The following is a 20,627-nucleotide window of genomic DNA, read 5'->3' on the forward strand; positions in this document are numbered from 1 at the left end:
GCAAATTTCTAATGGAAACAACTGGCAGGAAGTTCGGTCTGCTTACAGAAGCACAATGGGAATTCGCGGCAAGAGGGACTGAAGGAAGAATATATCCGTGGGGAAATGAGTCGTATGAAGGGCGCGTTAATTTCAATAACACAGGAACAACTCCTGTCAACAAATTTCCGACGGGCGCGACTCCTTCAGGGATATTTGATATGGCGGGTAATGTATGGGAATGGGTACAGAATTGGTATGCGAGTAGATATGATCCAAAAGATTTAACGAATCCTAAAGGGCCGGACAACGGTACTAATAGGGTGTTGCGCGGCGGTTCCTGGTATAGCAACAATTCTGATGAACTGATGGCCGCGTACCGGAGCATCGACAAACCGGGGAAACAGTGCGACAATATCGGCTTCCGCCTCGCCGAAGACTTAGGTTAACACCTTTTGTCCTTTGCCCCCTGCCTGCCGGCAGGCAGGCTTTACGCCTTTTCCGGCGCAAACAATTGGATGTGCATAAATGATTGAATCAATTAATTTGATCACGAAAAAATAAGTTCTCATTATGCTATAATTTCAATAATGCCGCATAAAAAAGCCAAAGTTAAACAGAAAAAAGGTCTACTGGTGGTCATTTCCGGACCTTCGGGGGTCGGGAAAAGCACTGTCGTGCGCAGGCTGATGAAGATAGCGCCCGAATACGAACTTTCTATCTCTTCCACGACAAGGCCGGCAAGACCTGGCGAAAAACACGGCAAGGACTACTTTTTCATACACGAAAAAGATTTCATTGACAGGGTAGAAAAAGATACTTTCTTTGAATGGGCCCAGGTGCACGGCGCGTACTACGGGACATCAAAAAAATTCATCCAGGAGCATCTTGATAAAGGCAATGCCGTCATTTTGGAAGTGGACGTGCAGGGAGCCTCGACCATAAAGGATTTTGTGACAAAGACGGGCGTGAAGCACGCCAATGCGGTCTTCATATTCCTTATACCGCCTTCGGTAGACATACTCGCCTTCAGGCTTAAGAGGCGCAAGACCGAAAAAGAGGAGCAGGTCAATTACAGGCTGAGGGCGGCGATAGCAGAACTGCAGGTGATGGAAAAGTACGATTATATAGTCGTGAACGACAAGGTCGAGTCCGCGGCCGACAAAATAAATGCTATAATTAAGGTAGAAAAAGAAAGGACATTCCTTAATTGAGCCAACCAACCATTGATTCATTAATAAAGGTGACAGATAATAAATATCTGCTTTCCAACGCGATCGCGACGCGGGCGAAAGAGATCAGCGAAGGTTCGATCCCGTATATCGACGATTTTAATCCGCTGAACCCGATCGACACGGCAATGAAAGAATTCGCGGCGGGTAAGCTGAAGATCAAGATACTCAGCGGACCGGTCGCAAAGCCGCTGAAGGTCATCGAGCAGAAGGCAAAGGATTTCTGGACGATAGACAACCTTGAAAAGAAAGAACATAAAAAGGCGAAAAAGACCAAGAGCAAATAGTCGCCCCTTTTTAAGCCCTGCATCAACATGGACCTAATAAACAGGCCTCTTCTCAATAAAAAGATAATCCTCGGAGTGACAGGCTGCATAGCAGCGTATAAATCCGCCGAGATAGTAAGGCGCCTTAAAAAACTCGGGGCTGATGTCTGGGTCGTGATGACAGCTTCGGCTCAGGAGTTCGTGACCCCGCTTACTTTCAGGACACTTTCAGAAAATCCCTGTATAGCAAAGATGTTCGACGAAAATACGGTATCGATGCCTATGCCTCATCTGGCCCTGTCCGATTCCGCAGATCTTCTTCTGGTCGCGCCGGCAACGGCAAATATTATCGGCAAAGCCGCGGGAGGGATAGCTGATGACGCCCTGTCCACGATAATCATGTCGGTGGAATGTCCAATCGTCATGGCGCCGGCAATGAACACGAAGATGTGGAAGAACGCGGCAGTTCAGGAAAATGTAAAAAAGCTCAGGAAACTCGGTTCGATCTTTATCGGTCCTGAAAAAGGCGAACTTGCCTGCGGCGATATAGGTGAAGGAAGGCTGGCAAATACTGATGATATTATAAAAGCGGTCGTCGATAAGATAGGGATCAAACAGGACCTTGCGGGGAAAAAGCTGCTGATAACCGCGGGCGGCACAAGAGAGGCGATAGACCCTGTCAGGTTCATCGGGAACCGCTCGTCCGGGAAAATGGGTTTTGCCATCGCTGAAGCGGCGCGCAACAGGGGAGCGGATGTCGTCCTTATAAGCGCAAATGCAAATATCAAAGCGCCTGACGGGATAGAACTTGTCAATGTCCAGAACGCAAGACAGATGAAAGACGAGGTGTCCAGGCACTTTAAAGACAGCGATATCCTGGTGATGTCGGCCGCGGTATCCGATTTTACACCACAAAAGGCTTCTTCCGAGAAGATAAAAAAGGGAAAAGAGAACGTCAATATAGGACTCAAGCCGACAGATGACATCCTTTTATCCGTCTCAAAACAAAAAGAGGGGAAAGTGATCGTCGGATTCTCCGTGGAAAGCAGGGATCTATTGAAGAATTCAAAAGATAAGCTCAGATCAAAAGACCTCGATATGATAGTTGCAAATGACGTGAGCGCTTTTGAAGATGACTCATCAAAGGTGACCATCATAAAGAGATCCGGAAAATCTATAGACCTGCCGAGACTTCCCAAGTCAAAATCTGCCGAGAAGATACTTGATGAGATAGCGCTAAGCTCTAAGCACTAAGTTATAAGTAAATTTGATTAACGGCTTAATCCTTAGCGCTTACAGCTTAGAGCTCAAGAAAGGCGTTCAAATGTATGCCCAGGTAGTTCTGTCCTATGTCTCCTCTTTTGTCGATAAGCCTTTCACATATTTAATACCAGACAGCCTGACCGGCAAGCTTCAGATCGGATCGCAGGTAATTATCCCGTTCGGAAAAAGAAAAGAGGTCGGATATATCGTTGGATTTCTAAAAGAACTTCCCGAAGAGATCAAAGGCATGAAAAGCATCGAGGATGTCAGGGGCAATGTTCCGTTCTTTTCAGCAGATACTGTAGAAGCGGCAAAATGGATGTCACAGTATTATGTCTCCTTTTTCGGTTCTGCCCTCAGGACCATGATGATACCAGGGGTTGAGAGTTTCGAAAATAAAAAAGGGAAAAAGAGACTGGAGATAACTCCTGGCCCCGAACCTAAACGGTTCAGCTCCTTTGACCATTCCGAAAAGACGGAGCCGACGCGTCTTGCCCCGAGCCTGCCGAGGGGTTTAGCGTCGGGCTATAGCATTGTCCTCTTATCCGGTCCCTCCGGTTCAGGCAAGACCGCGTTCTATATAAAGAGCATAAAAGAAGCATTATCAAAAGGCCTCGGGGCAATAATATTAGTGCCGGAGATCTCGTTTTCAAATCAGCTTGTTTCAGCGATGAAAGAAGAATTTGCCGGAAAGATCGCCGTGATCCACAGTTCTGTCCCGCAGAAAGAGCTGATCGAGGAATGGAAAAAAATATATTCGGGCGAATTTAAGGTCGTCCTTGGCACGAGAACGGCTCTTTTTACTCCGGTAAGGGATTTGGGCCTGATAATAATCGATGAAGAAGAAGAATTCACATACAAACAGGAACAAAACCCCAAATATCATGCGCGTGAAGCGGCATTGTTCATAGCAAAACAGAAAAATATCCCCGTGATCCTGGGTTCCGGCTGTCCGACAGTCGAGACTTTCTATAAGGCGGATGAAAAAAAATACAGGATCATCAAGTTAGAAAGGAAAAAAGACCTGCCGGCGTTCCCGTTAATTGATATCGTCAATATGAGGGAAGAGAATAAAAATAAGTTCGGGATACTGAGCAAAAAGCTTGTTGCAGAGATGAGGGCAGTTGTCGAAAAGAACCAAAAGATCATTCTTCTGATAAATAGGAGAGGGTTTGCGCCTTTTCTTTTGTGCGAGGAGTGCGGGAACACCATCGTCTGCCCGAACTGTTCCGTTTCTTTATCGTATCATGCGATGGACAAGAGCCTTCACTGCAGCCGCTGCGGTTTTACCAAGACGGTCCCAGTGGTCTGCCCGAACTGCATGAGCTCGGATGTCAGGTTCATTGGGACCGGTACTCAAAAGGTGGAAAGGGAAGTCGCAAGATATTTTCCGAAGCTGAAGACGCTGAGGCTCGATAAAGACATCACGGATGTCAAGAAGACCCAGGATGTCGTGATAAAGATGTTCGCGGAAGGGGACGCGAATATCCTGATAGGGACGCAGATGGCAGTGCGCACCATGGAGCTCACAAAAGTTTCCCTTGCTGGGATCGTCTCGGCGGACATGGCACTCGGGACCCCGGATTTCAGGGCGGCAGAAAGCACGTTCCAGATGATACTCGAGGTCGCGGGCGTGTCAAAGCGCCATAATATACCGGAAAAAGTGATAGTCCAGACCTATAACGCTGACCATTATGCCTTTGCCTGCGCGAAGGGATATGATTATGAAAGATTTTACGGTAAAGAGATACTGAACCGCAGGGAAAGCAAATATCCTCCTTACGGGCAGGTGATAAACCTGATGATCTATGGCAAGAAGCCCGCTTCGGGGCAAAGCGTCGCGGAAGATATCGCGGAAAGGCTCATCTCATTGAAAAAAGGGATAGAGATCCTGGGACCTGTCCAAACCTCCCTGGCGAAAGTGCGCGGCAGGTCAAGGTGGCAGATATTGATTAAGGGCAGGGATTTGGATATCATAAAAGATGAGTTGAGGGGTATAGTTTCCGACCCGAAATACCGGAAGGATTACAGCATAAGCGTCGATGTGGACCCGATAAATATAGGGTGAGTAGGGGGCGGGTTTGAAACCCGCCCGTACAGGCAAAAATGGCAATATTGAATATCCTGGTAAAAGGTAACCCGGTCCTGAAGAAGAAAGCGAAAGCCGTTAAAAAGGTGACGCTTACGCATGTGAGATTGATGGATGACATGGTGGAGACCATGCGGATCGCGCCGGGTATCGGTCTTGCCGCGCCCCAGGTGGGCGTTTCGGAGAGGATAATAGTCGTCGAGCTTGAAAATGAATTGTTCCGCCTTGCTAATCCAAAGATAGTAAAAAAATCAGGAAAACAGGTCTGCATGGAAGGCTGCCTGAGCGTTCCGGGACTGGAAGGGCCAGTCGAGCGTTATAAAAAGATCTGTGTTACTGGAATGGATAAAGGCGGCAAGCAGGTCAAAATAGACGCTGAAGGCCTTTTGGCCGTTGTGTTCCAGCACGAGATCGACCATCTTGACGGCATGTTGTTCGTTGAAAGAGTAAAAGACCCCTCCCTTATCAGGCCGAAAGAGCCGACTAAAGAAGAGACGATATAGTCGAGTTTTATATCTCATAATGCTATAATCTTTCCAAGATGAAAATCATTTCAGACAGCATCGATAACTCGGAGCTTATTGAAACATCCAAAAGGACTTTCGGTAATATGGTCAAAGCCGTTGTCGATATCGATAAAGGGATCATGGCCATAGACGGAGAGCTGCACTCGGACGAGGAATCACTTCTGATCGAAAACGGCTCAAAACAATCGTCCTTGTGGGGCATTAATATTTATCCCGAAGAAAAAGATGACGGGCGGATCGAGTTCGATTCCATGATAAATCTGAGGCCGTCCCAAGCGAACAGGTCTCGCTCAGTTGAAAGTCCCGCCATAAGGGATAAGATCATTGAAATAGTAGCCCGTCTGGTGAAAAGATGAATTATCAGCATAAAGAGCTTGCTTCAGGAAGATGGAACGCTTTGACATTTTTTGAACAGATGGCGAACATAGGCAGCGAGGTCGAGCGTTCGATAAAATGGCGCAACGAGGGAAGGCCCGACTATTACAGGCTTTCTTTTGACAGGGCGCTTGAACTTCTTGACCTGACGATATCTGACAAAAGGAACGTCCGCAGATTGAAAGAGCTGGCGCGTTTGAGGGAGGTCCTTGCGGATTATTTTGAATACGACAACCAGTACGGCTCGGACGACAAAAAATGGCAAAAGTATTTTTATTGTTTTAATTATGCCGCAAGATTAAATAAATGAAGATCATATTCTTCGGGACCCCGGCACAGTCCGCTTATGTTTTATTAGAGTTGATATCTTCCGGTCTTGATATTACAGCCGCAGTCACTTTCCCCGACAAGCCGAAGGGCAGGGGACTAAAATTATCTTCTTCTCCTGTCGCTGATACAGCAAACATGGATAAAATTGAGACTTTCAAACCATTGAAAGCCTCTGACCCGGGGTTTATTGAAAGCCTTAAAGATATCAAACCCGACCTGATAGTCGTAGTTGCCTACGGGAAAATACTGCCCAAATCGATCCTTGAAATACCAAAATACGGATGCATTAATCTTCACACTTCCCTTCTGCCGAAATACCGCGGGCCTTCTCCTATTCAAGCCGCGCTTCTGAACGGCGACAAAGAAACAGGCGTAACTATAATCAAACTTAACGAAAAAATGGACGAAGGCGATATTATTCTGCAGGAAACAGTCAAAATACCGGAAGATGATAATGCCCGGACATTATCGGACAGATTATTCAATGAAGGATCAAAACTACTTATTAAAGTGATCAAAGACATCGAAAGCGGGAAAGCAAAATTCACTCCACAGGACCATTCAAAAGCTGTTTACTGCAAGATGATAAAGAAGCAGGACGGGGCTATTGATTTCAATAAAAGCGCGGATGAGATCGTGAATATGATCAGAGCTTTTACCCCATGGCCGGGAGCGTTTGCTGTTTTTAAAGGAAAGAAAGTTAAAATATTAACAGGAGAAGCGGGGAAAACTGGAAATGGTGATGCCGGACAGGTGAAAGAGATCATTAAAAATAAAGGGATCATCATATCTGCCGGAGAAGGAGAAATATTGATCAAGAGTGTCCAGCCGGAAAACTCTAAACCGATGAGCGCTGACGATTTCATTAGTGGATATCACGTGCAGGCCGGGGACAGGTTCACTTCTTCCTGATCACGATCGCGTTGCTCACGGCTCTTTCCGACCCGCTGTTCATCTTTGCCCCGTTGACGACCATTGAGGAAGACCCTCCGCCGTCAAGGTTCATCGCTTCCACTGCGCCCAGCTCAATTAACAGCTGGGAAAGTTCCGCCAGCGTAGCACCTTTGTTCTTGCCGCTGCTCTCGACGACCACGAATAACAGGTTGTTATCTTTTGTTATCCCGACCGCGGTCCTTGCCGCTTTTCCGCTTGTGATGTCGCGCCTGAACTTTTCCTCTTTGGATGTGATATAGACTTTCCCGTCGTATACCAGCCTGGGGCCTCCCGCTATGACGTGGGTCATATCTTCCAGCGGCGGGGTCGCCATGAAGAACCATTTAACGGGGTCACCCTTTGAAAATCTTTCTTTTATCGCTTCTCCGGCTATGCCGTTGGCCGAGATCACAAAACCGTTCTTAGGAATAGAAGTCTCGCCGTAATTGATGTCCGTCACTTTTCCGTCGGAGACGATTATATTTGTCGAAGACCCGGAGGGATCGGTCCTCTGGTAGTCCGGAGTATAGACCATGATCTCGTTCTTGTTTATCGGCTGGTTGACCCCCGAGAATCCCAGCGTCTCGCCGTTCTTGAGCTTAAGGTACCCTTCCATTATCACGGAATCGATATTCGCCCTCCCGTCCCTGTATATGACCAGCGCAGTCCTGTTGTATAGAGGGGACGAGATTATCTGTCCGTTTATGATAAGCACACCCACGGGCGTGCTGCTGCCGAAGAAATAACTTCCGTTGATACCCGCAAAGGCGTTTGCCGCCTTGACAAATGCCGACACTCTTTTTTTTGCAAAATGCGAATACGGTTCGGGTTTTCCTCCGAACACTCCTGAGAAAGCGTCGAACAGCGCCCCGAATATAGGGCCCCCGTCGCGCCCCTTCAGCTCCCGGACAGAGATGACGGGGGTGACATCGACTTTCGAGGGGTCCACGAACAGGACACTTGCAGTTATCCTGTTTTTTTTATCATCCTGCGACACGGTCAGATAGTTGAGGCCGTCAGTTATCTTCTGGCAGTAATATAACCATTTGTTTTTTGACGGCGCGGCCGGAACAGCCTCTTCAAGAACGCTCTCTTCGGCGGCATCTTCGATCACCGCTTCAGGAGTCGCTTCCTGCCTGGGGATATCGATCACTATCCTGAAAGGGTCTTTCAACGGAAAGATGTTCTCTTTCACGGGATAGCTTGTCTCGATGAAAAGGTTCAAAGACGTTTTTGTTTTGCTGAAAGAAAAATCCTTGAACATCCCGTCCCATATCTTGAATTTTTCATGATACTCGTCTGTTGTAGTATTTGGCATCGATATGATGATGTCGTTGTCCTTCTTTAAAGCCGTGTACTCCACCGGGGCGTCAAGCTGGATCACGATCCTGAGGTTTTCCGATGACGTGCTGTAGCGTATATCGGTCATTTCTACGGCAAAGCATGTGCCGGTGATAATACAAAATATCAGCGCAGAGCAAACGGCCTTCATGACGGTATTTTTAAAACAGCTCCGGTATTTGCCGACGTGACAAAATGCGCGTAGCGGGCAAGGTAGCCCGTCAGTTCTTTCTTTTTCGGCTTCCAGACCTTTAAGCGCTCTTCGATCTCTTTCTGGCTGACCTTAAGCTCGAGTTTTCTTGCCGGGATATTTATTTCTATTTCATCACCGTCTTTTATAACGGCGATAGGTCCGCCTTCGGCCGCTTCCGGCGAAACATGTCCGATAGCCGGGCCTCTTGTACCGCCTGAAAATCTTCCATCGGTTATAAGCCCGACGGTATCTCCGAGTCCCATCCCGACGATAGCGGAAGTGGGGGACAGCATCTCCCTCATTCCCGGCCCGCCTTTAGGCCCTTCATATCTTATGACAACAATATCCCCGGCCTTTATCTTTCCGTCCATTATCGCTTTCATCGCGAGTTCTTCGCTGTCAAAGCATTTTGCTTTGCCTATGAGGACTTTCGCTCTTTCATTGACCGCGGTCTGCTTGACGACAGAACCGTGCGGCGCGAGATTTCCTTTCAGGACGGCGATGCCGCCTTCTTTGTGATAAGCTTTGTCGAGAGATCTGATGACATCGCTGTCATGGACTAAAGATGCTTTTGCTATCTCCTTGATGTTTTTCCCGCTGACCGTGATATTATCGTTCAAAAGATCGGCCAGGACGTGGAGCGCCGCAGGGACACCTCCGGCATACTCAAAATCCTCCATAAAATGCTCGCCGCTCGGCCGCAGGTTCGTTATGTGGGGGGTCTTTCTGCTTATCTCTTCGATCGTGTCAAGGTCGATATCTATCCCGACCTCGTGGGCTATCGCAGGTATATGAAGGGCCGCATTCGTCGAACCGCCTAGGGCCATGTCTATCCTGATGCCGTTCAATATGGCATTCTTTGTCATGATCTTTCTCGCGCTGATGTCTTTCCTGACGAGCTCGACTATCTGCTCCCCGCTTTCATAAGCTATCATCCTGCTCTTGCTTGAAGCTGCAAGTGAGGAGCCGCTGCCGGTCAGAGACATGCCGATAGCTTCGGTGACGCAGGCCATGGTGTTTGCCGTATAAAGGCCGGCGCAGGAACCGACGCCCGGGCAGGCGCATATCTCAAGCTCTTCAAGCTCCTTTTCGGATAATTGGCCTGCTTTGCAGGATGCAAGAGCTTCGAAAGTATCTTTAACAAGGTCCGTCCTTCTTCCCCTGTGCATGCCGCTCATCATCGGGCCGACTGTAACTACTATGCACGGTATATCAAGCCGGCCTGCTGCCATCAGCATTCCCGGGGTTATCTTGTCGCATGCTGTCAATAAAACAAGTCCGTCAAGAGCGTGAGCTTTAGCGACGGATTCGACTTCATCGGCTATAAGTTCCCTTGAAGGAAGACTGTAATACATTCCTTCGTGTCCCATCGCGATGCCGTCGCATATTGCCGGAACACCGAACTCAAAAGCGATACCTCCGCCTGAATGAATACCTTTTGCGATGACTGACGCGTAGTCTTTCATGCTGATATGTCCGGGCACAAGGTCCGTGAAGCTGTTCGCGATCCCGATGAAAGGTTTTTCAAGGCTCTTTTTTGTGACCCCGGTCGCATGCAGCAAAGAACGGTGAGGTGCGCGTTCTATGCCTTTTTTGATATTGTCGCTTTTCATTATATATTTTCCTCCATTGGGTAAATTATAGCATTTTGGAAAGCTGCAAGCTCTAAGCGGTAAAAGGGGAAGATCGAAGGCAGGATGGCGGACAAATTGCTGATGAGTATGATGTGGGTATAGAATCCAAAATACTCGGGAACATCGGAGAAGACCTTGCGTGCGGGCTCCTGATCGAAATGGGCTGGAAGGTCATTGAGCGGAATTTCAGGTCCAATCACGGAGAGATCGATATTATCGCAAAAGATGAAGATATCCTCGTGTTTGTCGAGGTAAAGAGCTATACATATAGAAGCTTCTACAAGCCCGTCTTTTCTATAACACAGTATAAGAAAAAATCTTTGATCCACGCGGCGCGCACATACATCATGTTGAACGGTGTAAAGGGCATAAACTGCAGGTTCGATGTGATCGCGACCTACAAAGACCGTAAAGGAGAACAGAAGACCGAGCATTTTAAGAATGCTTTCGAGATCAATTAAAGGAGGAATATTATGTTTGTCAAGATCAAAAGCGCAGCTTTCCTGGGATTAAAAAGTTATCTGGTAGATGTCGAAGTCGATTCAAGCCACGGACTGCCCGGACAGTCGATCGTCGGGCTTCCGGATGCGGCAGTAAAAGAGAGCCGCGACAGGGTCAAAGCGGCGATCAATAATTCCGGTTTTGAATTTCCCGGCGGTTATTTTACGATCAATCTTGCTCCTGCCGATATAAGAAAAGAAGGGCCGATGTATGACCTTCCGATCGCGCTCGGTGTCCTCCTTGCTTCAGAGCAGATAGGCTCAAAGATGCTCGAAGATACCGCTGTTTTCGGAGAACTTTCTTTGGACGGAAATGTCAGGCCGGTCGAGGGGATGCTTCCGATGTGCTGCGCCTTGAAAGAGGGAAACATCAAAAGAGCGATAGTCCCGAAAGAGAATGCAGATGAAGCAGCTCTTGTAGAACAACTTGAGGTCATTCCCGTTGACTGCGTCAATTCAGCCATTGATTTTTTGTCGGGCAATAAAGAGATAAAGGCACACAAGGTAGACCTTGAGGCTTTGTTTTCAAAACAAGCAGAATACGACTGTGATTTTTCAGAGGTCAAAGGCCAGTTCCATGCGAAAAGAGCGCTTGAGGTCGCGGCAGCCGGAGGCCATAACATCCTTTTATCCGGTCCTCCGGGCTCAGGCAAGACCATGCTTGCGAGAAGGCTTCCTTCCATACTTCCCCCGCTTTCGCTGGCAGAAGCACTCGAGGTAACTAAGATCTACAGTATCAGCGGCATGCTTCCATCAAGGAACTCCCTGATAACCAGAAGACCGTTCAGAAGCCCGCACCACACTACATCAGATATCGGGATAACCGGAGGCGGAAGGATACCACGTCCCGGGGAGATCACTCTGTCACATCACGGAATTTTGTTCATGGATGAGTTCCCGGAGTTCGGCAGGGAAGTACTTGAGGTCTTAAGGCAGCCGCTTGAGGACGGGGATATTTCTATCTGCAGGGCGGCTACGTCAATAACATATCCGGCGCAGTTCATGCTGGTCGCTGCGATGAACCCATGTCCCTGCGGCAATTTTGGGGACCCGACAACAGAGTGTACATGTCCTCCTTTTAAGATACAAAGATACCTTCAAAAACTGTCCGGACCGCTCCTGGACAGGATAGATATCCATGTGAATGTTCCGAGGTTGAAAAAGGAAGAGCTCATCTCTTACCCTTCGGGAGAAGCGTCTTCTTCGATCAGGGAAAGGGTGTCAATGGCCAGGAAAATCCAGCAGGAAAGATTCTCCGGCACAAAAATATCTTCGAACGCCAAGATGACGTCAAAATACGTGAAGAAATACTGCATCCTTGACGAAGAAGCTGAAGAATTGATGAAAAAGGCTATTTTGCATTTCAGATTGACAGGCAGGTCGTATGATAAGATCCTCAAGATTTCGCGGACAATAGCCGACCTCGAGACAAGCGAACAAATATCCGCCAGACATATTGCCGAAGCGGTGCAGTATAGGGATGGGAATTTCTCAGGGATATTGTAGAAAATATGAAAATCCCCCTAAAAAATCCCTGATCCAATATTGACAAAAATTACTTCATCATATAAACTATTTAATAGGTAAACATATTCCATGAACACAGGCGAACTGAACGACTTCATAGAAAAGTTCGAAAGCTGCATGTCAGTCATAACAAAGGGCTTCCACGGCGGTGGATTCTCGGAAATAAACGATATCGATATAACAATACCGCAGTTCGTTGCGCTGAACATTATCGCCAAAAAGGAATGTCCCAAGATGTCAGACCTCAGCGCCGAGCTCGGAGTGACGCTCGGCAACATGACCATGATGATAGACAGGCTGATAAAGGAGGACTTTGTCGAAAGAAAAGGGGACCCTGAGGACAGGCGCATCGTAAGGGTTTGTCTTAATCAGAAAGGGAAGAACCTTATAAAAAAAGCCAAAGAACATAAAATGGACAGTATGGCCAGAATTTTCGGCAAAATGTCCGAAGGCGACAGGAAATCCCTTCTGCACATCATAGAAAAATTGACCGGCGCGATAAGACAGGAACAAGAAAGGGGATAAAAGATGAAAACAAAAAGAATTGTCTGGATAATACTGGTACTGCTGGTTCTTCTTCTTTTTTACAGGGCATGCACAAGGATAAGGAGCGCGAAAAAGCTCGAGACCGGGCGCATCATTCCGGTAACCGTCACAACCCCCAAGATAGGTACCATAGAGAATATATTGACCCTGACAGGCGACATAAAAGGCGAGTCCGAGGTCAGCGTAAGGCCCAGGATCGCGGGCAGAGTGGAAGAGATCTTTGTAAAAGAGGGCGACCATGTCAGCAAAGGCGATGTTTTGCTCTCATTTCTGGCGGGGATAAAAGAGGACGATCCCATATATGAGGACATGGTAGTCCGTGCCCCTATATCGGGATTTATCGGAATGCAGCTCGTAAAGATAGGCGACCAGGTGATCAGCTCGGTAGGAACCAATAACCCTGTTTTTGTCATCTACGGCATTGATAATGTAAAGATATATGCCAATGTGCCGGAAAAATTCTATACTCTTGTTTCAAAAGGGACACCTGCCATGATATACCCTGATGCGCTTCCCGGAAAAGTGTTCAGAGGTTCGGTCAGCAGGATAAGACCGGTGATCGATCCAAGCACGCGGACCATCCAGGTTGAGATAATCATTCCCAATACTTCCTATATAATAAGGCCGGGAATGTTCGCGAAAGTGGACCTTATTCTCCAGAAAAAATCTAATGTGATGATAATCCCGTCGGATGCAGTCCTTAATAACGAGGAAGATTATGTTTTTACCGCCGATAACGGTCATGCCATGAAAAAAAATGTCGTCAAAGGGATCGAAAGCGAGAATGAATTAGAGATAAAAAGCGGTCTTTTACAGACCGACAAAGTGATCATAAACGGCCAGAGGATCGTTACGGAAGGATCGACCATCGAGGTCAAATAATGATAAAGAATTTTGTCACAAGGCCGCTTTTTACCTTCTCGATATTTATAGTCCTTATAATATTCGGGGTCTTAAGTTATTCCCGTCTGCCGCTTGATTTTCTCCCTAACATATCACTCCCGACGCTGACGATCATCACACCTTATCCCGGAGCAAGCGCGGACGATATTGAAATAACGGTCTCAAAGGTAATAGAGGATTCAGTTGCCACCGTTACGAACATCGACAAGATCACTTCCAACAGCATGGAGAACATCTCTATCGTGACGATCAATTTCAAATGGGGATCTGATATCGATGCGGCTGCGGCTGATGTAAGGGACAAGATGGACCTGATAAACGCAAAGCTCCCGAAAGATGTCCAGCCGTCAACAATATATAAATTCGATACATCACAGATCCCGATCCTGATCATGGGTGTTTCAGCGGATCAGTCATATAAAGGGTTGTACGACTTAGCGGACAAAAAAATCACAAACCTGATGAAAAGGGTGCAGGGTGTCGGCACCGTCACGATCCTCGGTGGTCTGCAGAGGCAGATCAACGTGGATGTCGACAGGACAAGACTGGAAGCCTACCACCTTTCTATCGGGCAGGTCAACCTGGCACTCCAGGCTGCGAACCTTTCCATGCCTGCCGGCAGCATCAAATCAACGGAACTCGAATACGGGATAAGGATCCCCGGAGAATATTCGAACATGGACGAGATATCGAAGACAGTGATCGGGAGTTACCAGGGCAAGAGTATTTTTATTTCCGACATAGCAAGAGTTACGGATTCATTCAAAGAGCCGGATAATATGACCGAGGTGGACCAAAAGCCGGGAATAATGCTGATGGTCCAGAAGCAATCCGGTGCAAATACCGTGCAGGTCACCCAGGCGCTCCGGAAAGAAATAGTCAGGATGCAGGATGAACTCCCGCCGGACATTAAATTCAGTTATGTGCAGGACACTTCCGAATATATTTCCAGGTCAATAAACGAATTGACCAAAACATTGTACTGGTCCTTCCTGTTTGTCGTGCTGACGGTCCTATTCTTCTTAAGGAACGTAAGAGGTTCCCTGATCGTATCACTGGCCATCCCGATGTCCATAATTGCCGCGTTCATTTATATGTTCTATACAGGAGCTTCAATAAATATAATTTCGCTTGCGTCCATCATCATTTCCATAGGTGTGGTGGTGGATGATGCGATCGTGGTCATGGAAAATATTTACAGGCACATGGAAAAAAAACATGAAGCTCCGGTCGAGGCTGCAATTTACGGCGGGGGAGAAGTGTCAGGCGCCGTTATCGCTTCCACAACGACCAACCTTGCCATATTCATCCCGTTACTCCTTGTCCAGGGTTTCATCGGGATATTTTTCAACCAATTATCCATTATCACGATAGTAGTGATATCGATGTCGCTTTTTACGGCAATGACTTTGACCCCGATGCTTTCGTCCAAGCTTCTTGAGATAAAAAAAGAAGGAGAGAACAAGAAGAACTTCTTTTCGGACATCCATGACAGAAGCGAAGAAGCCTTTAATTTTATCGAGGAACAATACAAAAAGATCCTTAGTTGGTCCCTCAACAACAGAAAAAGGGTCGTCATCATCTGCTCCCTGATATTTTTTCTGAGCATGCCGCTGTTCCTGGTGGTGGGGACTGAATTCTTTCCCGACCAGGATAACGGTCTTGCGACCGCGACAGTGGAGCTTGCCGCGGGTTCTAAGTTTGAGCGTACTGCTGAAATCATGAGAAAAATCGAGGCGGAGGTAAAACGCCAGGTGCCGGAACTCGAGTTCATTCTTATCACTGCCGGGTCAAGCCAGAGGGTCAGCCTCACGAACGATTCCGGACCCAATAAAGGCAAGATCTATCTTAAGCTGGTCCCGATGGACAAGAGAAAAAGATCGCTTAAAGAGATACAAAGACAGGTAGCCGGTATTGCCATGTCGATCCCCGGCCTCAAGAATATTACTTTTGCCGCAGCCGGGGCAAACGCGCTTGGCGGAGCGAATAAACCGGTCACAGTTGAAATATACGGGAATAATTTTGATGTAATGGACCAGGTTACTTCAGATCTCAAGCAAAAGTTCGATAGAATACCGGGTATTGTCGACCCGTCACTTTCAAGAGAAAAGACTAATCCGGAATACGCCCTGAAGATCGACCGGGAAAAAGCCTCGGATTTCGGGCTTACGATGTATGATGTGGCGATGGCAGCCAGGCAGTATATTTACGGGAACACCTCCACAAAATACCGTGAGCAGGGGGATGAATACGATATCTTTGTCAGGCTTGACGAGGACAGCAGAAAGTCGATCGACGATATAAAGAATGTTTATGTGACCAACAGGATGGGGCAGAATATTTCTTTGGGTAACATTGCGACTGTGGAGCTGCGCAACGGGCCTCAGGTGATCGAGAGGAAGAACCAGCAAAGATATGAAAGATATGAAGCGGATTATTTCGGCAGGCCTCTCGGAGATATAATAAGGGACGTCAGCAGGATAATATCAAAGACGAGTATTCCGGCCGATGTCACGGTAAAGATAACCGGCAATGCCGAACAAATGGCAGAAAGCTTTAAATCTCTGTTCATAGCCCTTATTTTAGGAATATCCCTGATCTACCTTGTCATGGTCGCGCAGTTTGAATCTTTCCTCGAACCTTTCATTATCATGTTCGCAATCCCGTTCGCGCTTGTCGGGGTCGTCTGGGCCCTCTTTTTGACGGGCTTGCCGTTCGGAGTGATGCCTTTTATAGGCCTGATAATGGTGGTCGGTGTCGCCGTAAAAAATTCAATAGTCCTTGTAGATTATACGAATATACTCAGGGAAAGAGGCATAGAAATAAAGGAATCGATCCTTGAAGCGGGAAAAACAAGGCTTCGTCCGATCCTGATGACCTCATGCACCGCAATATTAGGTCTGCTCCCAATTGTTTTCGGAACAGGAGAAGGTTCGGGCTTTTGGAAGAATATGTCAATCGCCGTTCTTGGAGGTCTGATTGTGTCGGCGACGATAAGTCTTGTTTTCGTTCCCACGTTCTACTTCATTGTAGAAAGCCGGTTCAAGGACAAAGGCGCTGGAGGAGGAAAATAAAATGAAAGGATTATTTATTGTTTATGCGCCGGCCATAGAGAACAATGTACTGGAAATAATGAATAAGTCAGGGATAAAGCATTACACGAAATTCCCTTACCTGCACGGCATCGGCGGTCATTCAGAGCGGCATCTTGATACGCATGTCTGGCCGGGCTCAAATTCCGCAGTGCTGGCGGTAGTTGATGAAACCGCTGCTTCAAATGTCCTGCCGGGATTAAAAAAGATAAAGGAAGAATTCCTCGACGAAGGGTTGAAAGTTTTTGTTGTCCCGATGGAGGTGGCGATATGAAGTCCGGATCAGGGAAAATCAAGGCATCAAATTTGCGGAGCGTAAAAACATTCCGGACTTCTATTTTGACCGCCTGTTTTATGCTTGGAGCGTGCAATATATCTTTTGCCGTCGAGCTCGACTTGCAACAATCAATAGATCTTGCATACTCGAAGAACCCGGCAATAATTAACGCCCAGGAAAAGGTCAATATCGCTTCCGCCAAAATGGGGCAGGCCGGTTCTTATCTTCTTCCGTCACTTAATCTAAGCGCGAGCAAAGGACAGAATTATGTCCAGCCTATGGTCATCCAGCTGCCTTCGCAGTTCGGAGGCGGGTCTATCACCGCAGGTCCTGACGAAGCCGCGAAAACCAGTTCGTACAGCCTGACAGCCCAGCAGGTCCTGTTCGCAGGCGGAAGGGTCGTCACAAACATGTCGATCGCAAAATCCCAGTACGATTCTGCAGGTCAGGACCTCAGGAAGGCGCAACAAGATACTTCATACAATGTCACATCCGCATATTTTGAAGTGCTTAAGGAAAAAAAATATTTAGAGATCATGACAAATTCCGTGGAGAACCTGAAAAGGAACTCAAGGATAACGGAGGTCCTTTATAATTCAGGCATAGCGCCCGTCTCAGACCTTATCAGGATGAAATCGGCGGTGGCTAACCAGGAGGTCATGAAGATGCAGGTCCAGATGCTCTATGACCTGTCAAAGCTTTCTTTCCAGGCCGCCATCGGCGAAAAGTTCGCGGAAGATTTCGACCTGAAGGAAGAAGCTCTTCCGGGTGTACAGGGACCTGTGCCGGCGCTGGATTCATTGCTGAACAAGGCTTATGTTAGCAGGCCGGATTTCAGGTCGTTCGAGATAGGGATCGATATTTCACGCAATGTGGTGGCTTTTTCCTACGGCACCTATTTGCCCAGCATACTATACCAGTATTCCTTCGGCAGATCAGCAAGCGAATATCAGACCAATAAGACATGGAGCAACGATCTGGCTAACTGGAGATCGATGTTCGTCACGCAATGGGAGATCTTTAACGGCTTCAATACCCAGAACAAGATAAGGGAAGCATATGCTACGCTCAATTCGATGAAAGCACAGGAACAATCGGTCAGGGACAGTGTGACGATAGACGTGACCGCGTCGCTCCTGACCCTGAACAGCACTATAGAGAAGGTAAAAGCAGCAAGGATCGCATCCGATTTGTCTGACAGGGCTCTGAAATCGGTCGAAGCCGCGTACAAGTCCAATATCACGACCCAGCAGGCATATCTTGACGCTCAGAACGCTTACTCGCTCTCGATGCTTAACTACTGGGCGGCGAGATATGAACTCGAGGTCTCAAAAGCCAGGCTGAACAAATCTGTCGGGGACAAGGTCATATAATCTCCGCGTCCGGTTGCGAAAAGAATGTTATACCCAGAAAAACAATATATATAATGTATAATATTTATATATGAGGACCATCATTCAGCTTCTTGTCAGCATTTCCATGTACACCTTTATCCTGACCAGCCTGTTCGGTGCCGGGCTCGGTCTGACAATAAAAGAGATCATTGAACCGATAAAAAATTTAAGGATCGTTTTTCTGGCGCTTCTTTCCAATTTTGCGCTTATCCCTCTGATGGCTTTCGCATTATCAGTTTTCTTAAAGGCTGATCCAGGATTGCATGCCGGGCTGATCATCATCGCATGCTGTGCAGGCGCTCCATTCCTACCAAAGCTGATAACTCTGGCAAAAGGAGATATTGCTCATGCTGTGGGCTTTATGGTCCTGATGATGATCTCAACAGTCGCTTTCGCTCCTTTTATATTGCCTCTTGCCATTCCGGGACTTTCCGTGAGCCCTTTTGCAATAGCCGCTCCTTTGATCGTCCTGATGCTGTTTCCTCTCATTTCCGGACTCCTTGTGACTGCTGGGAGCATCCGTATTGCTAATTTCCTAAAACCTGCGATGATGAGAATTTCGTCCGTCAGCCTTTTATTAGCCGGGGTCTTTATTATTTTGGTGGATCATAAGATAATAATTTCCGCCTATGGTACGGGCGTGTATAATCTCACATTCCTATTTACGGTCTTTGCTTTGGTTATAGGATTCTTCTTTATAGGTTTTGACAGGCCTAAAAGAGTTGTGTTTTCACTGGGATCCGGCGCGCGCAATATAGCGGCAGCCCTGATAATAGCGACTGCCAATTTTAATGAGCCGAGAGTAACAACGGTGGTCCTGATAGGCAGCCTGGTCCAGTTTATAATGCTGTTCTTGTTCGCATATATCTGCGGCAGGGTAGGAGCATCCAGAACAGTCTGAAGGGTTATAGCATCTTTTTACCGACAGCTTTATTTATTTTAGCCTTAGCTATCTCAACATTGAACAAAGCATTAAGATGATCTGTCCAGGCCTGCGTCAAAGACACCTGGGCGTCGAGCACATCAACATTCGTTCCCAGGCCGGAATTGTATAACGAGTTTGAGACTTGATAACTTTCTTCGGCCGAATCCACCGCCTGCTTCGTAGCAATGACTATATCCAGAGCACTTTTCAGGTTCAAATAAGAGCCGTGGACCTCCATGGCGATATTATTCTTGAACTGATCGACATTGGCCTTCTGGGCTGCCAGGTTCTCAAATGCTTCCTTAACACGGTTCTCTCTTGCAAAGCTGTCAAAGATGTTCCATGACCCGCTTCCCATCACTTTCCATGAATTGACGTTTGACTGGAAAGTAGGGAATTGGGTAAGCTGGTTACCTGAATTCGCCGACAGAACGATGCTCGGCAGGTAATCGGTCTGCGAAAGCCGGACCTGGTCCTCGCTGATGCCGGTAGCGAGCTGATACATTTTCCAGTCAGGGCGGTTATCATATGCGGCCTTAAGAAGCGTGTCATAATCCTGAAGACCGTCGGCTTTACCTGTAAAACCTTCGTCTTTGACATCGACCGGCTGTTTCATGTCATTTCCCAAAACATTATTAAAAGAATCTTTTGAAAGTTCAATATCATACTTGGACTGGATCAGCGACACATTGTCGTCAGCTTCCATGACCTTTGACTGCAAAAAGTCCGCTCTCCTGGCCAAACCGGCATTCATCATTGACTGCACTTGTTTACGGTGAGCAGTGGCCATATCAAGCGAATCGCTCATCAGCTTTTCCATCTTGATCGATTTTAATACCCCAAAATATGCCTGGGTCACATTGAATGATGTATCAATGACCGTTTGTTGATATTGCTGTGTTGCCGAATCAGCGCCTTTCTTGGCGATCCCCAGTTCCGGAAAAAGAGCGGTTACAAGGACCGGCTGTGAAAGTTGCGCCTGTAGTCCTGAACCGGTTGCTGTGGCATCCGTTCCAAAGGTAACATTCTGCGTCACGCCGGCGGTAGTGATCTGTACTGTTTGCGGCGAAGAATAAGCCTGGTTCAAATTCCCGTTTACATTAACCGCAGGGAAAAACGCGCTTATAGCCTGGTTCAACTTAGCGCCTGCTGCCGCGGCTTTTTTCTGCGACGCGATCACCGTAGGGTTGGTCTTTATCGCAAAATTGATGCTTTCGTCAAGGTCCATCGCGTTCGCCTGCGCCATGAACAGGATCAAAATGAACGGGACTAAAAGATATTTTCTCATTATGCCCTCCTTT

General features: G+C 47.4%; 20 protein-coding genes. 17 read left to right on the top strand and 3 right to left on the bottom strand.

Features of this window, described 5'->3' with window-relative positions:
• The 9 genes from NTZ10_06660 to fmt all read left to right on the top strand — a co-directional run.
• The coding region (locus NTZ10_06660; GenBank protein ID MCX5749902.1) for an SUMF1/EgtB/PvdO family nonheme iron enzyme at nt 1-428 on the top strand (428 nt) is incomplete at its 5' end.
• A gap of 141 nt (nt 429-569) precedes the next feature.
• A complete protein-coding gene (gene gmk / locus NTZ10_06665; GenBank protein MCX5749903.1) occupies nt 570-1,193 on the top strand; it encodes a guanylate kinase in 624 nt (207 codons plus the stop codon).
• Nucleotides 1,190-1,498: a DNA-directed RNA polymerase subunit omega gene (locus tag NTZ10_06670; protein ID MCX5749904.1), complete on the top strand. Its 309-nt coding sequence runs from the start codon at nt 1,190-1,192 to the stop codon at nt 1,496-1,498. The genes gmk and NTZ10_06670 overlap by 4 nt, the downstream gene beginning before the upstream one ends.
• A gap of 27 nt (nt 1,499-1,525) precedes the next feature.
• Complete coding sequence (gene coaBC / locus NTZ10_06675; GenBank protein MCX5749905.1) at nt 1,526-2,731, top strand: bifunctional phosphopantothenoylcysteine decarboxylase/phosphopantothenate--cysteine ligase CoaBC; 1,206 nt, start codon at nt 1,526-1,528, stop codon at nt 2,729-2,731.
• Between the two features lie 70 nt (nt 2,732-2,801).
• Complete coding sequence (gene priA / locus NTZ10_06680) at nt 2,802-4,808, top strand: primosomal protein N' (protein MCX5749906.1); 2,007 nt, start codon at nt 2,802-2,804, stop codon at nt 4,806-4,808.
• Nucleotides 4,809-4,846: 38 nt separating this feature from the next.
• Nucleotides 4,847-5,332 (top strand): peptide deformylase, encoded by a 486-nt coding sequence (def, locus tag NTZ10_06685; GenBank protein ID MCX5749907.1) that lies wholly within the window; start codon nt 4,847-4,849, stop codon nt 5,330-5,332.
• 38 nt (nt 5,333-5,370) lie between these two features.
• Nucleotides 5,371-5,712, top strand: coding sequence for a DUF5674 family protein (locus tag NTZ10_06690; protein MCX5749908.1), 342 nt, complete (start codon nt 5,371-5,373; stop codon nt 5,710-5,712).
• Nucleotides 5,709-6,041 (top strand): hypothetical protein, encoded by a 333-nt coding sequence (locus NTZ10_06695; protein ID MCX5749909.1) that lies wholly within the window; start codon nt 5,709-5,711, stop codon nt 6,039-6,041. The genes NTZ10_06690 and NTZ10_06695 overlap by 4 nt, the downstream gene beginning before the upstream one ends.
• On the top strand, nt 6,038-6,973 hold the full coding sequence (gene fmt / locus NTZ10_06700) for a methionyl-tRNA formyltransferase (GenBank protein MCX5749910.1): 936 nt from the start codon (nt 6,038-6,040) through the stop codon (nt 6,971-6,973). Before NTZ10_06695 ends, fmt begins: the two co-directional genes overlap by 4 nt.
• Here fmt and NTZ10_06705 read toward each other — a convergent pair.
• Both NTZ10_06705 and ilvD read right to left on the bottom strand, forming a co-directional pair.
• Nucleotides 6,960-8,423: a phosphodiester glycosidase family protein gene (locus NTZ10_06705; GenBank protein ID MCX5749911.1), complete on the bottom strand. Its 1,464-nt coding sequence runs from the start codon at nt 8,421-8,423 to the stop codon at nt 6,960-6,962. The genes fmt and NTZ10_06705 overlap by 14 nt on opposite strands.
• A gap of 59 nt (nt 8,424-8,482) precedes the next feature.
• Nucleotides 8,483-10,141 (bottom strand): dihydroxy-acid dehydratase, encoded by a 1,659-nt coding sequence (gene ilvD, locus NTZ10_06710; GenBank protein MCX5749912.1) that lies wholly within the window; start codon nt 10,139-10,141, stop codon nt 8,483-8,485.
• A gap of 113 nt (nt 10,142-10,254) precedes the next feature.
• On the opposite strand from ilvD, the gene NTZ10_06715 reads away from it, so the two are divergent.
• The 8 genes from NTZ10_06715 (at nt 10,255) to NTZ10_06750 (ending at nt 19,302) form a co-directional block, all read left to right on the top strand.
• On the top strand, nt 10,255-10,623 hold the full coding sequence (locus NTZ10_06715; GenBank protein MCX5749913.1) for a YraN family protein: 369 nt from the start codon (nt 10,255-10,257) through the stop codon (nt 10,621-10,623).
• A gap of 12 nt (nt 10,624-10,635) precedes the next feature.
• On the top strand, nt 10,636-12,168 hold the full coding sequence (locus NTZ10_06720) for a YifB family Mg chelatase-like AAA ATPase (GenBank protein MCX5749914.1): 1,533 nt from the start codon (nt 10,636-10,638) through the stop codon (nt 12,166-12,168).
• 90 nt (nt 12,169-12,258) lie between these two features.
• The gene (locus tag NTZ10_06725) at nt 12,259-12,714 is read left to right on the top strand and encodes a MarR family transcriptional regulator (GenBank protein ID MCX5749915.1); all 456 of its coding nucleotides are present in this window, start codon (nt 12,259-12,261) and stop codon (nt 12,712-12,714) included.
• A gap of 3 nt (nt 12,715-12,717) precedes the next feature.
• Nucleotides 12,718-13,617, top strand: a complete 900-nt coding sequence (locus tag NTZ10_06730) for an efflux RND transporter periplasmic adaptor subunit (protein ID MCX5749916.1) — start codon at nt 12,718-12,720, stop codon at nt 13,615-13,617.
• On the top strand, nt 13,617-16,712 hold the full coding sequence (locus tag NTZ10_06735) for an efflux RND transporter permease subunit (protein ID MCX5749917.1): 3,096 nt from the start codon (nt 13,617-13,619) through the stop codon (nt 16,710-16,712). The genes NTZ10_06730 and NTZ10_06735 overlap by 1 nt, the downstream gene beginning before the upstream one ends.
• A 1-nt stretch (nt 16,713) precedes the next feature.
• Nucleotides 16,714-17,004 (top strand): hypothetical protein, encoded by a 291-nt coding sequence (locus tag NTZ10_06740; GenBank protein MCX5749918.1) that lies wholly within the window; start codon nt 16,714-16,716, stop codon nt 17,002-17,004.
• Complete coding sequence (locus NTZ10_06745) at nt 17,001-18,380, top strand: TolC family protein (protein MCX5749919.1); 1,380 nt, start codon at nt 17,001-17,003, stop codon at nt 18,378-18,380. Before NTZ10_06740 ends, NTZ10_06745 begins: the two co-directional genes overlap by 4 nt.
• A gap of 70 nt (nt 18,381-18,450) precedes the next feature.
• Complete coding sequence (locus NTZ10_06750; GenBank protein MCX5749920.1) at nt 18,451-19,302, top strand: hypothetical protein; 852 nt, start codon at nt 18,451-18,453, stop codon at nt 19,300-19,302.
• Between the two features lie 4 nt (nt 19,303-19,306).
• On the opposite strand, the gene NTZ10_06755 is transcribed toward NTZ10_06750, so the two are convergent.
• Nucleotides 19,307-20,614, bottom strand: coding sequence for a TolC family protein (locus tag NTZ10_06755; protein ID MCX5749921.1), 1,308 nt, complete (start codon nt 20,612-20,614; stop codon nt 19,307-19,309).
• Nucleotides 20,615-20,627: the final 13 nt, after the last annotated feature.

The sequence above is a fragment of the Candidatus Saganbacteria bacterium genome, from assembly GCA_026387835.1.
Taxonomy (GTDB): domain Bacteria; phylum Margulisbacteria; class WOR-1; order JAKLHX01; family JAKLHX01; genus JAPLKZ01.